This window comes from Sphingomonas sp. QA11 (genome assembly GCF_028473665.1).
Taxonomy (GTDB): Bacteria; Pseudomonadota; Alphaproteobacteria; order Sphingomonadales; family Sphingomonadaceae; genus Sphingomonas; species Sphingomonas phytovorans.
In genome coordinates this window covers 270,964-286,699 of sequence record NZ_CP098774.1, presented here as the reverse complement: position 1 = coordinate 286,699, position 15,736 = coordinate 270,964, and the positions used below count along the sequence as shown (strand labels likewise).

Genomic DNA, 15,736 nt, shown 5'->3' with positions numbered 1-15,736 from the left:
CGACCTGCTCCCTTGCCGTTCAACCCGAAAGGATCTCCGATGATTGGTTTCCCGGAAGACGTCTTCACCGAACCAAGCGACGTCGATCCCGATACGCTCGCCAATCTGGGGCCGCTTCGGCGGCTGGCGGGGCGCTGGCGCGCCCGCAAGGGCGTCGACCTGAACCCAAAGGCGGACGGACCCGAACGCCGTGTCTTCATCGAGCATATCGATTTCGATCCGATCGACCCGCAGGCGAACGGGCCGCAGCTCTTCTACGGGCTCCGCTACCACATCCACATCACGACCGAGGAAGAGGACATCACCTTCCACGACCAGGTCGGCTACTGGCTGTGGGAGCCCGCGACCGGCCTCGTTCTCCAGACCCTGGCGATTCCGCGCGGCCAGGTGGCGCTCGCTTCCGGCCAGTCGACTGCCGACGCCGACAGCCTGGTGGTGTCCGCGACCCGTGGCGAGACCGGCTATGGCATCTGCTCGACCGCCTTTCTCGAATATGCGTTCCGGACTGACAACTATCGCATCGAGATCAGTTTCAATGCCGATGGCACTTGGAGCTATGTCACCGATACCGTCCTCCTGGTGCATGGCCGCGAGGCACCGTTCACACACCGCGACCAGAACACCCTGAAGAAAGTCGGGGAACCCAGGCCCAATCCCCTGGCCGCGATCCTGGCGAAGCGGAACGCGACCAAGGATGCGTGACCAGCCCGTTGGCGCGGTTGCAGCAAGGAGAAGGGTTCGCGCAGAGGCGCGGAGGGCGCTGAGCTGATATGAGCTCGATCATCGGGCGCTGGTAAGCTGCGTGTTTGTGGACGTACTTATCACCGCAAACCGCCCGAGCTGCCGGCCGCAGCTGCTCCGCGTCCTCCGCGCCTCCGCGCGAACCATCCTCTTTGGGCCGCCGACGGGCCGGTTCTGAATGTCGAACCGCCCAGGCAAGCGGGTCGTATCCGTGCGCAACGATTGACTTCCGCCCGTCCGGCCGCAGGATGCGGGCATCAAGCCGGGGAGACTTTCGTGCATCACCTGAAATCCGCCTGCGCCGTCGTGGCGCTCCTGCTCGGCGCGACTGCTCCCGCGATCGCCGGCCATCCCCAGGCGGCCCCCCTTCCCGCCCCGGCCGAAACCACCCAATCGCCCTATATCCTCCAGGAGGTGATGGTGCCGATGCGCGACGGCGCAAGGATGCAGACCGTCATCCTTCGCCCGCGCAACCAGACCGGCCCGTTGCCGATCCTCTTCTCGCGCACGCCCTATGGCCTCAGCCTCACCGCACCGTCGTCGGTGCCGAAGGGCTGGGCCGCGCTGGACAGGGACGGCTATATCTTCGTCTCGCAATCGATGCGCGGGCGCTTCAAGTCCGATGGCGTCTTCACCCTGTCGACGGCGGTCCATCCGAACGATCCCAAGGCGATCGACGAGGCGACCGATGCCTATGATTCGATCGACTGGCTGGTGAAGAACGTGCCGGACAATAACGGCAAGGTCGGGATGATGGGCGTCTCCTATCCCGGCTTCGCCGCGGCGGTCGCGCTCGCCCATCCGCATCCGGCGCTGAAGGCGGTCAGCCCGCAGGCGGCGTGGATCGACTATTGGATGAACGACGATCTGCACCGCAACGGCGCGCTGCGGCTGAGCTATGCGACCGACTGGGTCTATGGGCTCCAGATCGACAAGAACGACAACAAGGCGTTCGACTATGACAGCTACGACACCTATGACTGGTTCCTGAAGATCGGCCCTGTCGAGAATATCGACAAGCGGTACTTCAAGGGACGGGTGCCGATGTTCACGTCGCTGCTCGACCACCCCAATCACGACAGCTTCTATACGAGCCAGCGCTGGAGCGACACGCTCGGCAAGGCGACGGTGCCGACGCTGAACGTCGCCGGCTATTGGGACCAGGAGGACCCCTGGGGCTCCTGGCAGATCTATTTCAAGCAGAAGCAGAACGATCCCGACGGGCTCGTGTCGATGGTCGCCGGCCCCTGGGCGCACGGTACCTGGCGCACGTCCAACGACACCCTCGGCCCCATCCCTTATGGCGTGCCGAGCGGCCAGCAGTTCCTCGACCAGATCGAGGCGCCCTTTTTCGCTTATTGGCTCCACGGCAAGGGCAAGCGGCCCGAAGCTGGCGTGAAGAGCTTCCAGGGCGGCAGCTGGAAATGGCAGGACTATAAAAGCTGGCCGGCGACCGGCGCCAGGGCGAAGGACCTGTTCCTCCACGCCGACGGTTCGCTCTCCTTCACCGCGCCCCCGGCCGGCGAAGCGTGCCGCGATTATGTCTCCGATCCCGCGAACCCGGTGCCGTTCCGCCAGCGGCCGATGTCGGGCACCTATCTCAGCCCCGACTGGCGCTGGTGGGAAGCGGCCGACCAGCGCTTCCTCGGCGGGCGGCCCGACGTGCTGAGCTACATGACCGCGCCGCTGACCGCGAACCTCACCGTCACCGGCAGCGTCGCCGCGAGGCTGATGGCCTCGACCAGCGGCACCGACAGCGATTTCGTGGTCAAGCTGATCGACGTCTTCCCCGACAATTATGTGAAGGCGCCCGAACAATTTCAGCCCGGCGACTATGCCAGGTCATTGAATGGCTATCAGCTCCCGATCGCGATGGACGTTCGTCGCGGCCGCTTCCTCGCCAGCGACACGGCGCCCCAGGCGCTGGTGCCGGGCAAGGTCATGGCCTGGGACGTGCCGCTGCACGAGCGTGACCACGTCTTCCTCAAGGGGCACCGCATCATGGTGCAGGTCCAGTCGAGCTGGTTCCCGATGCTCGACCGCAACCCGCAGAAATTCGTGCCGAACATCGCCCGCGCCAGGGCCGGCGATTTCGTGAAGGCGACGCAAAAGGTGTGCGCCGGGTCGAAGGTGACGCTGCCGGTGATGTGATCAGATCCTCCCCGTTCCGGGGAGGATTTGGATCAATTCTTCAGGCGCCAGCCGGTCTTGAAGATCCACCCGACCAGCACGAGGCACGCCACCAGGAACAGCGCCGTCACGCCAAGGCTCACCGCGACACTGACATCGCCCTTGTCGAAGAACGCCCAGCGGAATCCGCTGACCAGATAGACGACCGGGTTGAACAGGCTGACCGTGCGCCACGGCTCGGGCAGCATGTCGATCGAGTAGAAGGCGCCACCAAGGAAGGTCAGCGGCGTGATCAGCAGCGCGGGCACGAAGCTCAGCTGCTCGAACCCCTTGGCCCAGATGCCGATGATGAAGCCGAACAGGCTGAACGTCACGCTGGTCAGCACCAGGAAGGTCAGCATCGCCAGCGGGTGCGCGATGTGCAGCGGCACGAATAGCGCCGCCGTGGCGAGGATGATCAGCCCCAGCACGATCGACTTGGTCGCCGCCGCGCCGACATAGCCGACCACCATCTCCATCGCCGAGACGGGCGCCGAGAGAAGTTCGAACATGGTGCCGGTGAATTTGGGGAAATAGATGCCGATAGACGCATTGGAGATGCTCTGGGTCAGCAGCGACAGCATGATGAGACCGGGCACGATGAAGCTGCCGTAACCGACCCCGCCAACCTCCTGCATGCGCGATCCGATCGCGCCGCCGAACACCACGAAATAAAGCGACGTGGTGATCACCGGCGTGACCAGGCTCTGCCACAAGGTGCGCAGCGCGCGCGCCATCTCGAAGCGATAGATCGCCCAGATGCCATGGGTGTTGATACCCGCCCCGCTCATGCCGCTTTCTCCGCCGGCTTGTGTTCGACAAGGTCGACGAAGATGTCCTCGAGCGAGCTCTTGTGAGTCTCCAGGTCCTTGTAACCGATACCGAGCTCGCCGAGCTTGCCCAGCAGCGCCGGGATATGCTCGTCCTCCGCGTTGAAGCTGTAGGTCAGCGTGCGGCCCTCATCGGCCAGTTCGACCTGCCATTCGCCCAGCGCGGCCGGCACGCTCGTCATCGGCTCCTGCAGCGAGATCAGCATCTGCCGCTTGCCCAGCCGCTTCATCAGCTCGGCCTTCTGCTCGACCAGGATGATCCTGCCCTTGTCGATCACGCCGACCCGGTCCGCCATCTCCTCCGCCTCGTCGATATAATGAGTGGTCAGGATGATGGTCGTGCCCTTTTCGCGCAGCCGGTGGATCAGCTTCCACATGTCGCGGCGAAGCGACACGTCGACGCCCGCCGTGGGCTCGTCGAGGAACAGGATGTCGGGTTCGTGGGACAGCGCCTTGGCGATCAGCACGCGGCGCTTCATGCCACCCGACAATTCCATGATCTTCGACTTGCGCTTGTCCCACAATGACAGGTCGCGCAGCACCTGTTCGATATAGGCATCGTGCCCGGGCCGCCCGAACAGGCGGCGGCTGAAACGGACGGTCGCCAGCACCGTCTCGAACATGTCGACCGACAGCTCCTGCGGCACCAGCCCGATCAGCCGGCGCGCCGAGCGATAATCGGTCAGCGCATCATGCCCCATCACCGTGACGCTGCCCGACGAGGGCGTGACGATCCCGCAGATGATGCTGATCAGCGTCGTCTTGCCGGCGCCGTTCGGCCCGAGCAGCGCGAAGATTTCGCCTTTCCTGATATCGAGATCGACCGGTTCGAGCGCACGATGGCCGGACGCATAAGTCTTGGAGACGCCCTTTACGGACAGGATGGTTTCCATGGAGCCCCTTTTCGTTGGGGCACAAATAATGTCGCCATCGGGGCGGAACAACCGCCCCGCGAAAACTCAGCTGGCGGCACGCGCAGCCGCCACCGCCTTCTGCAGCTCCTCGAACGAGAGGACCGAGGAGACGACATGATTCCCGATCACGAAACTCGGCGTGCCGGTCATGCCGAGCTGCCGCATGATCGCGAGGTTGCTGGCGATCTCCGCCTCCGCGCGCGGTGCGAACGCGGCGGCGCGCTGCATGTCGATACCAGCGGATTTCGCCGCGGCCGCCATGCTCTCCGGCGTCACCTGCCCGGCGGCGTACAGCGCGTCATGGAATGCCGTGAACTTCCCTTGGTCGGCGGCGGCAAGGCTCAGCCTGGCGGCGGCGGCGCTTGTCTCGGCCAGGATCGGCAGTTCGCGATAGACCACTTTCACCTTGGGGTCGGACGCAATGAGCTGCGCGACATTGGGCAGGCTGGCGCGGCAATAGCCGCAATTATAGTCGAAATATTCGACCACGGTGACGTCGCCGTTCGGGTTGCCCGCCCAGGCGCTGCCGAACGGCTTCAGAATGGCATCGCTGTTCGCCGCGATCGCCTTGCCCGTCTCCCGCGCGCGCAGGCGGTCCATCGCCTCGGGGATGATCTCGGGATGGGCGAGCACATAATCGTGCACGACACGCTCGACACGCGCCTGATCAGCACTGGCGAGCGAGGAGGGCGCGGCGAGCTGGACCAGCCACAGGGCGCCCGCGCCGACCAACGCAGCGGCCAGCGCCAGCGCGGCGAGCGCCAGCGGATTTTTCGACAGGCGTTCGATCATCGGCGTTTATACTTCTTCGGGTTGTCGTCCATTTCGTTCTGCGCGGTCATGGCGATGTCCTGCGCGCGAATCCAGTCGCTGCTGTTGGGCGGGATCCCCTGCATCGCACCCCGCGCGGCATAGGCCGCGGTGCGGACATCGCCGGTCAGGCTCGCCTGCTCCGCCGTCGCGAGCAGGGCACGCGGTTCGTCGCCCGACCGTGAATAGGCAGTACCGAGCTGATACCAGGCAAACGGATTGTCGTCGTCGCGCGCCACCGCCTGGCGCAAGACCTTAATCGCCTCCGGATAGTTCGCCTTGTTGTCGGTCGCGATCAGCGCATGGCCGAAGGTCGTGGCGATCAGCGGCGCGTTGCGCGACAGCTCGGTCGCTTCGCGCAGGGGGCCAAGCGCTTCGTTGGGCTTGCCCGCCTCGAGCAGGATCTGGCCCTTGATCTCGAGGAAATAGGGGTCGTGCGGCACTGCCTTCACCAGCGCCTCGGATTCGGCGTCCGCCTTGTCGGGATAGCCGGCCTTATGCCACGCATAGGCGCGGGCGTAATGCGCGTAGATCGACTGGTCGTGCTCCGGGAAATCGTTCAACGTCTGCTGATAGGTCGCGACATAGCCCCGCAGCTTGGCCTTCACCCGACGGAACCGATCCTCCAGCGCAGGGTCGTTCGGCTTGTTCCAGGCGGGGGAGGACATGACGTCCCCGGTCAGATTGGCGATGCGCGCGCCGCTCAGCGGGTGGCTCTGCGCGAAGGGATCGATATTGGCCAGGCCATAGGCATATTCCTCGCTCTGCAGCTTCTTGAAGAAGCTCAGCATGCCCCGCCCGCTAATACCGGCCTCGCGCAGGAATTTCGCGCCGGTGGCATCCGCCGTCGCTTCCTGCACGCGGGTGAAGGCAAGGAACTTGCCCATTCCCGCCGCCTGGCCGGCGGCCATGATTCCCGCGCCCGCATCCCCCGCGCCAGCCGCCATCGCGGCGAGGCCGAGCACCATGCTGAGCAGGGTGATGCCGATCGCCGGCCTGGTGCCGGCGCCCTGCAGGATGACATGCCCGTCGGCGATATGGCCGAGCTCGTGCGCGATCACGCCCTGGACCTCATTGGCGTTGTCCGCCGCCTGGAGCAGGCCCGAATGAACATAGACGGTCTGCCCCCCGACGACGAAGGCGTTGATCGAATCATCGTTGATCAGCACGACGCGGACGTTGTTGGGCGACAGCCCCGCCGCCAGGATCAGGCCGCGCGACATGTCGTTGAACATCGCCTCGGTCTCGGCGTCGCGCAGGATCGATTGCGCCGCGACCGGTTGAGCCCAGAGGAGGATGGAAACCGCGAACAGCGCGATGAGCCGCTTCATGGACGACATATCGCCGAGAAATCCCTCACAGGCAATTGGAGTGACGGCAGGCACTGCCGTTCGCGGGGTGAATGGCCGGTGAAGGCCGCACCCAGCCCTTTTCCACGGCAAACAGCATCACGCCGGAGAGTCGGGCCGAGTCACTCCGTCCTGCGATAGGCGAACATTCGCGTTTCGTACGGAAAGGCGATTGTTTCGCTTTCCGCCAGTTCCGGTGTCGCGGCGATCAGGGAGCGAACCTTGCGCGCCACCTCCTCCCGCTGCCCGGCCGGCAGGGCCGCGATGAAGCTGACGGACAATGTGCGCTGGACGATCACCTGCTCCGGCTTGCCGACATGCCTATTGGCGGCGCGGCACTCTCCGGCGAAGACGAAGCCCGGAGCAGGAAAAACCTGTCGCCATTCCCCGGTCCGGTATCGGGGCGTGTTTCCTTCCCATGGATCGGTGATCGCCGACAGCGCCGCGACCCAGGGGACGCTTTCGTCGCGGACGTTCCAGACGAGCCCCAGCATGCCGCCCGGGACGAGCACGCGGCGTATCTCGGCCAGGGCGGCGGCGCTCGCGAACCAGTGAAAGGCCTGCGCGCAGACCACCACGTCTATGCTGGCGTCCGGCAGCGGGATTGCCTCTGCCGTTCCGGCGATCGCTTTCACGCCGGGATGATCGCGGGCGAGCAGGTCGCGCATCGCCTCGACCGGCTCGAGCGCCAGGATGTGGCCGCCACAGTCTTCCAGCAAGGGGAGGAACTTGCCGGTGCCCGCCCCGACCTCAAGCGTCGAGCGACCGGGACCGACACCGAGGACCTCGCCAAGCCACCGGCGCGCCTCGGGCGGATAGTCGGGACGGCCACTCACATAAATGCTCGCGCCTGCCTCATATCCTTTCGATGCACTGTCATGGATCGGCATGGCCGCTGCGTTCCCTTCAGTCTGCGATCGACGGCTTTGTCGATTTCGGATGGTTCGACCATAGTCGCCGGCTGAAATCCGGGAACCGGGGACCCGGTTCAGTGCGCCAAAAGAAAACGGCGGAGGCATCGAGCCCCCGCCGTTTCCACTTCGACCCCTGCCCGCCCCCGAAAAGGACGAGCGGTTCGGCATTATTGCCCGAAGGTCCGCTGCCACCAGCCGCGACGGGGGGAACCCGCTTCGCCCGGATCGGGATCGATGCCGCTATTAGCCATCTCGTCGGCCGGTGCCGCACCATTGGCATCGCTGCCCAGCGGAATGGCCGAAGCCTCGGGCTCGGCGGCAACCGCTTCGGGGGCTGCCTTCTTGCGCGAGCGCTTCGGCTTGGCCGGGGCCTCGACGGGTGCCTCGACCGCGACGGGCTCGGGCATGGCGACCGCTTCAGGGGCCATCTCGGCCTCAGCCGCGGCAGCCGCCTTGGTGCGACGCGCCCGCTTCGGCTTGGCCGGCTTGGCCTCGGCTTCAACGGCGACCGGTGCTGCCTCGACAACTGGCTCCGGTGCCGCGACCTCGGCGGCCTCGCGTGCCTTGGGACGACGACGGCCCTTCTTGGGCGCCTCGACCTCGGCTGGCGCTTCTTCCGCTACCGGCGCTTCGACGATCGGCTCCGCCTGATCAGCTTCGGCGTCGACCGGTGCGACTTCGCCGCCCTCGGCGCGATCGCCCTCGCCGCGACGGCCACCGCGACGACCGCGCCGTCCGCGACGACGGCGGCCTTCGGCGCCCTCGCCCGACACTGGCTGCTCGCCAGCGAACTCGGCCTCGCCCTCGCCGGCGGTCTCGACCTCGGCATCAGTCTCGGTCTCGGCCTCGCCCTCTTCGCCATCACTCTGCTGGGCTGAACCCTCCTCGCCCTCAGGACGATTGCGACCGCGACGACCGCGACGGCGGCGGCGGCGGCGCGAACCGCCCTCGTCGCCTTCAGCGCGTTCGCCACGCTCGCGCTGCTCGCGGGGAGCGCGCGCCTCGCGGGGTGCCTCCTCTTCTTCCTCGTCCTCGACCTCGTCGATCTCATCCTCGATATCCTCTTCGATATCGTCCTCGATCTCCTCGATCGGTGCCTCGAAGCGCGGGGCGTGCGCCGGCGGCGGCCCGGAGACATCGACCGACATGCGCGCGCCTTCCTGCTCGCCGTCAGGCGCGACCTCGATCGTCACGCCATAGCGATCCTCGATCTCGGCCAGTTCGGCGCGCTTGCGGTTGAGCAGGTAGAACGCGGCTTCCTGGCTGGCGCGCAGCAGGAGCTGCGATCCGCGGCCATGCGCCGCCTCGTCCTCGATCAGGCGCAGCGCGGACAGGCCGGCCGACGATGCGGTGCGCACCAGGCCGGTGCCTTCGCAATGCGGGCACTGGCGGGTCGATGCCTCGAGCACGCCGGTGCGCAGGCGTTGGCGGCTCATTTCCATCAGGCCGAAGCTTGAGATGCGGCCGACCTGGATGCGGGCGCGATCGTTCTTCAATGCCTCCTTCATCGCCTTCTCGACCTTCCGGACGTTGGACCCATTGTCCATATCGATGAAGTCGATGACGACGAGGCCGGCCATGTCGCGCAGGCGCAACTGCCGGGCGATCTCGTGCGCCGCCTCAAGGTTGGTCGCGGTCGCGGTCTGCTCAATGCTGTGCTCGCGGGTCGACCGGCCGGAGTTGATGTCGATCGAGACAAGCGCCTCGGTCGGGTTGATCACCAGATAGCCGCCCGATTTGAGCTGCACGACCGGATGGTACATCGCGGCGAGCTGTTCCTCGACATGGCTGCGCTGGAACAGCGGCACCGGATCGGAATAATGCTTCACCTTGCGGGCATGGCTCGGCATCAGGAGCTTCATGAACTCCTTGGCCTGGCGATACCCGGCCTCGCCCTCGACGATCACCTCGTCGATGTCACGGTTGTAGATATCGCGGATCGCGCGCTTCAGCAGGTCGCTGTCGCCATAGACCAGGGCAGGCGCCGACGACGACAGCGTGGTCTCGCGGATTCCGTCCCACAGCCGGGCGAGATAGTCGAAGTCGCGCTTGATCTCGACCTTGGTGCGCTGGAGGCCGGCGGTACGGACGATGCAGCCCATCGACGGGGGCAGCTTCATGTCCGCCATGATCGACTTCAGGCGCTTGCGGTCGCCCGCGTTCGAGATCTTCCGGCTGATGCCGCCGCCATGCGACGTGTTGGGCATCAGCACGCAGTAACGGCCCGCGAGCGACAGGTAGGTGGTCAGCGCAGCGCCCTTGTTGCCGCGCTCTTCCTTGACGACCTGGACCAGCAGCACCTGGCGGCGGCGGATCACGTCCTGGATCTTGTAGCGATGGCGCAGGTTGGTGCGGCGCTCGCGAAGATCGTCGACCGCATCGTCGGCGGCGCTGCGCTTGCGGCGGCCGCGGCCCTTGCTCTCCGCCCCGGCGCTTACCTCGGGGTCGGCCCCGCCATCATCCTCGAACCGCTCGACCGATTCGGCATCGGGCTCGAAACCGTCGTCGTGATCGTCGCCATGTTCTTCGGCATGGAGATCGTCCTCGGCATCGATCTGGGCGCGCAGCGCAGCCTCTTCGGCGGCATGCTCGGCCTCTTCGCGCAGCAGGGCGTCGCGATCTTCCTTGGGGATCTGGTAATAATCGGGATGGATTTCCGAGAAGGCGAGGAAACCGTGGCGATTGCCGCCGTAATCGATGAACGCCGCCTGCAGCGACGGCTCGACCCGGGTAACCTTGGCTAGATAGATATTGCCCTTGAGCTGCTTGCGCTCGGCGGACTCGAAATCAAACTCCTCGATCCGGTTCCCTTTGACGACGGCAACCCGGGTCTCTTCCCGGTGCCGCGCGTCGATCAGCATACGCATGGTCATTTATTATTCTCCGGGCGCGCGGTCCGGGGCCTGGCGGCATCCGCCGCGCGCGATTGTGATACGGCGACGTGGTGGCGGAATTGCCGCCCTTGTCCGTGCCGCTTGTGGTTTCGAAAAATGCCTCTGCTCGCGATCCACGCCCCGGCATCTGGCCCTGGGCACCCTGCGCGCTCGCGACCCGGCCGGTGGTAACCGGTCGGTACGAGGGGCGGGGAAAATGCATCATGCGAACGTCAACCTGAAGAGCCGCACCCTGGAAAAGCCGGGCCGGCTATGGGACCGAACAGACGCCAGGAGAGGCGCTTGCCGGTGCAATTTCATGCCTAGCACCGCTATCCTCGCGCAGCAACCGGCACGTTCATGCCGGGGTTGCCGGCAATTTTATGCCGAACGGCACGTTAACCCAGTCGCTTCACCGTGTCGGAAGGGGGTGGCCGCTACCCGGGACGCTGTTGTTGTGTACTCGATGGGACCCCCCGCCCATGCCTTTTCGCTGGACCGCTGCCACACCGGCGCGGCATTACAGACCCGTGTCCTTCCTTCTCGCTCTCCTGGCCTGCTGGCTCGGCGGCACGCCCGCCTGGGCAGCGACCGTCGAGCGTGTCGAGATCCGGCATGACCGCATCGTCATCCGGTTCGACCAGAGCGTGGCCGACGCGTCCAGCTTCGTGCTCAGGGGGCCTCAGCGCATCGCGGTCGACGTGGCGGGGGCCACGCCGGGCGCGCCGGTGGAGGGCAATGACCTGGTCGCCGCGGTACGCCAGGCCCCGCGCGGCGAGGATGGAACGCGGATCGTGTTCGACCTCACCCGGCCGACGATCGTCACCGAAGGCATGTTCGGCCCGGACGGCCGCGAGCTGACGCTCGAGCTCCGCACCGTCGACGATGCAAGCTTCGCCCGCGCCGCGGCGGAGCGACGCCTGCGCTTCCTGCCGCCGTTCAACATGGGGATGGTGACACCGGCGCGCCGATATGAGGTGTCGGTCTCCGTCCCGAAATCCAGCCGCAGCCTGGCGCTGCCGCGAATCTATGGCGACGACGACAGCCGCCCCCTGGTGGTGATCGACGCGGGCCATGGCGGCGTGGACCCCGGCGCGATCTCGCCGGTCGACGGCCGCCGCGAGAAGGACGTGACGCTGCGGATCGCCCGGGCGATCCGCGACGAACTGCTTCGGTCGGGCCGCGTGCGCGTGGCGCTGACGCGGGAGGACGACAAGTTCCTCGTGCTGCAGGAACGCTATGGCATCGCGCGCAAGCTGAAGGCCAATCTGTTCATCTCGGTGCATTGCGACAGCGTGGGCAGCGGCGACGCGTCCGGCGCGACGGTCTACACCCTGTCGGAGGTCGCGTCCGACAAGGAATCGGCGCGGCTCGCCGCGCGCGAGAACAAGGCCGACATCATCTCCGGGGTGAACCTCGCCTCGACCTCGGCCGACATCTCCTCGATCCTGATCGACCTGACCCAGCGCGAGACGATGAACAGCTCCGCCAGCTTCGCGCGCCTGCTCGGCCGCGAGGCGCAGCCGCTGATGCCGATGAAGCCGAATTTCCACCGCATGGCCTCGCTGGTGGTGCTCAAGGCGCCCGACATGCCGTCGATCCTGTTCGAGACCGGCTATATCTCGAACCCGAAGGACGCCGCCTTCATCGATTCGCGCGAAGGCCGCCAGCGCATCGCCGAAAGCGTCCGCCGCGCGGTGGATATCCATTTCGCGAGGCGGCTCGCGTCGAACTAGGCCGCCGTCCACGAAGCGACCTGACGAGGGCGAGATAATGCGCCTTCCGCCATTGCGCGGCCGTTACAGCCGCCACAGGCCCTGCTAGAACGATCAGGCACGTGGAAAGCCCGGGAGGGCGTCATCCTCCGATGCCACCGCCGCATTGCGCCACGAGACGCCTGGCATGCCAGGTCGATGACAATCGCGGCCGCCCCCGAGCCAATCGGCCTGCCGGTGCGGCCCGCTGGCGAAGAGGAGCTGGACGGATGGCTATTTCGCGGGATCAGAAGCTGATGACGAAGAAAATCGAGACGGTGGAACCATGCGCATGAACCCGACAAGGGTGGCGGCGGCGATCGGCGCCCTGGCTGCCGCGCAGACAGCGATGGCCGCACAGCCGGCCATTCGACTCGGCGCGCCCTATCCGCGATCGACCATCACTGAACCTCAGCGTCCCAGGAACTGCGGCACGCATTTCAAATTCTCGACGCGGGCAGGGCTTGATCAGGTCGCGCGCTTCTATCTCGCCGAGGGACAAGGCGATCATTTGCCCTTGCTCAACGACACTGGCGGAAAGTTTCCGGGATACCGGATGATCGTCTTCTCCGGCGGACGGACGGGGCACCTGTTGTCCGTCGTGCTCGACGCCAAGCAGGGTGAGGTCCACGGGACGGTCTATTATGTCCTGTCGCGGCCGGCGGGCTGTGACACGCACGGTTGAAAGCACACAGGCTGGCAAGCGCCGAGAAACTTGCTAGAGCCTTGGCCCTGTATGACCGATACCGAATCCAGCGTGAATTTCCGCCTTCGCCGCGAAGTGGAGGGGATTCGCGGATTTGCCCAGCGTGCATGGGGGCGCTGGTGGGTGAAGGTGCTTGCCGTCCTCGCGGTGCTGATCGCGATCGCCTACGCCATCTTCTGGTATATCTTCGCGAGCGAACTGCCCTCGGTCGACAAGCTGCGCGCCTATGAGCCGCCCTTGCCCACCAATGTGCGCGGCGTCGACGGCATCCCGATCCACAGCTATGCCCGCGAGCGCCGGGTCGAGCTGAGCTACGCTGAATATCCGCCCCTGCTCGTCCGCGCCTTCCTCGCCGCCGAGGACAAGACCTTCTTCGAGCATCACGGCGTCGACTATCCCGGCATGGCGGGCGCGGTAATCGACTATGCCACGAAGTTCGGCACCGGGCGGCGCGCCAAGGGCGGATCGACCATCACCCAGCAGGTCGCGAAGAACCTGCTGATCGGCAACACCTATTCGCCGACCCGCAAGATCAAGGAGGCGATCCTCGCCTACCGGATCGAGGACGCGCTGACCAAGCCGCAGATCCTCGAACTCTATCTCAACCAGATCGCGCTCGGCCGGAATGCGTTCGGCGTCGAGGCGGCGAGCTATGCCTATTTCAACAAGGAGCTGAACCAGCTCGATCTGGCGCAGATGGCCTATCTCGCCATCCTGCCCAAGGGCCCGTCCAACTACGACCCGTTCCGCAGCACCGAACGCGCGCTCGGCCGGCGCAACTATGTCCTGCGCGAGATGCTCAAGAACGAGTTCATCGACCAGGCGCAATATGACCAGGCGCGCGCCGAGCCGATCGGCGCCGTGCCCCGCCAGACCCCGAAGACCGAGGTCGCGGGCGCCGGCTATTTCGTCGAGGAGGTCCGCCGCCAGCTGATCGACAAGTTCGGCGAGGACGAGAAGGCCGGGCCGTACAGCGTCTATTCGGGCGGCCTGTGGGTGCGCACCTCGCTCGACACCAAGCTTCAGCTCGACGCGCAGACCGCGCTCCGCAACGGCCTGCTCCGCTTCGACCGGGGCCGTGGCTGGAGCGGGCCGCTGCGCCATGTCGAGATCGGCGGCGACACCTGGCAGTCGGCGCTGCTCAACACCAATCTCCGGCTCGACTATCTCGACTGGCGCGCCGCGATCGTCACCGCGATCAGTGGCGACTCGGCCACGATCGGCTTCAGCAACGGCCAGACCGGCATTCTGCCGCGCTGGGCCGCCCAGATGCCCGTCCGGGGCCAGGGCGGTACTGCCTTCGCCGCGCTGAAAGTCGGCGACATCCTGGCCGTCGCGCCCGAGGGCGGCGCCTTCGCGCTTCGCTCGGTCCCCAAGATTTCCGGCGGCTTCGTCGTCGAGGAACCGGCGACCGGCCGCGTGCTGGCGATGCAGGGCGGATTCGATTCGAGCATCCAGTCGTTCAACCGCGCCACCCAGGCGATGCGCCAGCCCGGATCGACGATCAAACCGATCGTCTATGCCGCGGCGCTTCAGGGCGGGATGACCCCTGCCTCGATCATCATCGACGGGCCGTTCTGCGTCTATCAGGGCGCCCGGCTCGGCCAGAAATGCTTCCGCAACTTCGGCGGCGGCGGATCCGGTCCGCACACCATGCGCTGGGGCGTCGAGCAGTCGCGCAACCTGATGACGGTGCGCGCCGCCTCGCAGACCGGCATGGAGCATGTCGTGTCGCTGATGGACCGGATCGGCGTCGGCAAATATCCGCCCTATCTGTCCTTCGCGCTGGGCGCGGGCGAGACGACGGTGATGCGCATGGTCAACGCCTATGCGATCCTCGCCAACCAGGGCCGTGGCCACCCGGCGACCCTGATCGATTTCGTCCAGGACCGTCACGGCAAGGTGATCTGGCCCGAGAGCTGGCGCCCGTGCGACCGCTGCAACGCGCCCGACTGGAACGGCAAGGCGATGCCGCGCCCGGTCAGCCGGGGTCGCCAGATCGTCGACGCGCAGAGTGCCTACCAGATGGTGCACATCGCCGAGGGCGTGATCCAGCGCGGCACCGCGACCGTGCTGCGCGATCTCGACCGGCCGATGTTCGGCAAGACCGGCACCAATTCCGGGCCGACCGACGTCTGGTTCATCGGCGGCACGCCGCAGATGATCGGCGGCGTCTATATCGGCTATGATTCGCCGACCGGCCTGGGTGGCTATGCCCAGGGCGGCACGATCGCCGCGCCGATCTTCAAGGAATTCGCGGTCAAGGCCTATGAGGGAATGGAGAAGATCCCGTTCCGCGCGCCCGCCGGCATCCGCATGGTGCGGATCGACCGTGCCTCGGGCAAGCCGGTCTTCGGCGCCTGGCCGACCACCGATCCCAAGGCGGCGGTGATCTGGGAAGCGTTCAAGCCGGAGAGCGAACCGCGCCGCGCCGCCCGCCACGACAATGAACAGGACGCCGCCGACAAGCCGAAGGAAGCAAAGCCGGTCCAGCGCCGGGAAGCGGCCCCGCGCGACAGCGACTTCCTGCAGCGCGAGGGCGGCATCTATTAGCGCGGGGCCCCGCATGGGTACATTCCGTGCGGGTTCGTCGCCCGGCCCGAAAGGCTTTCAGGCGCGCCGGACAGGCGCTAAATCGCATCGAATGATCGCCGCTCCTTGCCAAGAGAGGGCGGA

11 protein-coding genes are annotated in these 15,736 nt (G+C 66.3%); 5 read left to right on the top strand and 6 right to left on the bottom strand.

Translation table 11 applies throughout. From position 1 onward, the window contains the following. Nucleotides 1-39 precede the first annotated feature (39 nt). Both NDN01_RS01445 and NDN01_RS01440 read left to right on the top strand, forming a co-directional pair. A complete protein-coding gene (locus NDN01_RS01445) occupies nucleotides 40-702 on the top strand; it encodes an FABP family protein (protein WP_272625364.1) in 663 nt (220 codons plus the stop codon). A gap of 315 nt (nucleotides 703-1,017) precedes the next feature. Then, entirely contained in the window at nucleotides 1,018-2,892 is a 1,875-nt protein-coding gene (locus NDN01_RS01440) for a CocE/NonD family hydrolase (RefSeq protein WP_272625363.1), read from the top strand. Between the two features lie 32 nt (nucleotides 2,893-2,924). On the opposite strand, the gene NDN01_RS01435 is transcribed toward NDN01_RS01440, so the two are convergent. From NDN01_RS01435 to NDN01_RS01410, 6 genes are all read right to left on the bottom strand, one after another. After that, nucleotides 2,925-3,701, bottom strand: a complete 777-nt coding sequence (locus tag NDN01_RS01435; RefSeq protein WP_272625362.1) for an ABC transporter permease — start codon at nucleotides 3,699-3,701, stop codon at nucleotides 2,925-2,927. Then, a complete protein-coding gene (locus NDN01_RS01430) occupies nucleotides 3,698-4,633 on the bottom strand; it encodes an ABC transporter ATP-binding protein (protein WP_272625361.1) in 936 nt (311 codons plus the stop codon). The genes NDN01_RS01435 and NDN01_RS01430 overlap by 4 nt, the downstream gene beginning before the upstream one ends. A gap of 66 nt (nucleotides 4,634-4,699) precedes the next feature. Then, nucleotides 4,700-5,446 (bottom strand): DsbA family protein, encoded by a 747-nt coding sequence (locus NDN01_RS01425; RefSeq protein ID WP_272625360.1) that lies wholly within the window; start codon nucleotides 5,444-5,446, stop codon nucleotides 4,700-4,702. Then, nucleotides 5,443-6,795 carry a M48 family metalloprotease gene (locus tag NDN01_RS01420; protein ID WP_272625359.1) on the bottom strand — a complete coding sequence of 451 codons (1,353 nt, stop codon included), beginning with the start codon at nucleotides 6,793-6,795 and terminating at the stop codon, nucleotides 5,443-5,445. Before NDN01_RS01420 ends, NDN01_RS01425 begins: the two co-directional genes overlap by 4 nt. Nucleotides 6,796-6,935: 140 nt before the next feature. Beyond that, nucleotides 6,936-7,703, bottom strand: a complete 768-nt coding sequence (locus tag NDN01_RS01415) for a class I SAM-dependent methyltransferase (protein WP_272625358.1) — start codon at nucleotides 7,701-7,703, stop codon at nucleotides 6,936-6,938. A gap of 191 nt (nucleotides 7,704-7,894) precedes the next feature. Further along, nucleotides 7,895-10,600 (bottom strand): Rne/Rng family ribonuclease, encoded by a 2,706-nt coding sequence (locus NDN01_RS01410; RefSeq protein ID WP_272625357.1) that lies wholly within the window; start codon nucleotides 10,598-10,600, stop codon nucleotides 7,895-7,897. 530 nt (nucleotides 10,601-11,130) lie between these two features. On the opposite strand from NDN01_RS01410, the gene NDN01_RS01405 reads away from it, so the two are divergent. From NDN01_RS01405 to NDN01_RS01395, 3 genes are all read left to right on the top strand, one after another. Beyond that, a complete protein-coding gene (locus NDN01_RS01405; protein ID WP_272625356.1) occupies nucleotides 11,131-12,336 on the top strand; it encodes an N-acetylmuramoyl-L-alanine amidase in 1,206 nt (401 codons plus the stop codon). 310 nt (nucleotides 12,337-12,646) lie between these two features. Next, the gene (locus NDN01_RS01400; RefSeq protein ID WP_272625355.1) at nucleotides 12,647-13,039 is read left to right on the top strand and encodes a hypothetical protein; all 393 of its coding nucleotides are present in this window, start codon (nucleotides 12,647-12,649) and stop codon (nucleotides 13,037-13,039) included. A 51-nt stretch (nucleotides 13,040-13,090) separates the two neighbouring features. Continuing rightward, entirely contained in the window at nucleotides 13,091-15,613 is a 2,523-nt protein-coding gene (locus NDN01_RS01395) for a penicillin-binding protein 1A (RefSeq protein WP_272625354.1), read from the top strand. The last annotated feature ends 123 nt before the right edge of the window (nucleotides 15,614-15,736 follow it).

Coding starts and splice junctions, on each gene's coding strand:
- NDN01_RS01445 (WP_272625364.1), top strand. CDS start 40: ATGATTGGTTTCCCGGAAGACGTCTTCACCGAACCAAGCGACGTCGAT.
- NDN01_RS01435 (WP_272625362.1), bottom strand. CDS start 3,701: ATGAGCGGGGCGGGTATCAACACCCATGGCATCTGGGCGATCTATCGC.
- NDN01_RS01430 (WP_272625361.1), bottom strand. CDS start 4,633: ATGGAAACCATCCTGTCCGTAAAGGGCGTCTCCAAGACTTATGCGTCC.
- NDN01_RS01425 (WP_272625360.1), bottom strand. CDS start 5,446: ATGATCGAACGCCTGTCGAAAAATCCGCTGGCGCTCGCCGCGCTGGCG.
- NDN01_RS01420 (WP_272625359.1), bottom strand. CDS start 6,795: ATGAAGCGGCTCATCGCGCTGTTCGCGGTTTCCATCCTCCTCTGGGCT.
- NDN01_RS01415 (WP_272625358.1), bottom strand. CDS start 7,703: ATGCCGATCCATGACAGTGCATCGAAAGGATATGAGGCAGGCGCGAGC.
- NDN01_RS01410 (WP_272625357.1), bottom strand. CDS start 10,600: ATGACCATGCGTATGCTGATCGACGCGCGGCACCGGGAAGAGACCCGG.
- NDN01_RS01400 (WP_272625355.1), top strand. CDS start 12,647: ATGAACCCGACAAGGGTGGCGGCGGCGATCGGCGCCCTGGCTGCCGCG.
- NDN01_RS01395 (WP_272625354.1), top strand. CDS start 13,091: ATGACCGATACCGAATCCAGCGTGAATTTCCGCCTTCGCCGCGAAGTG.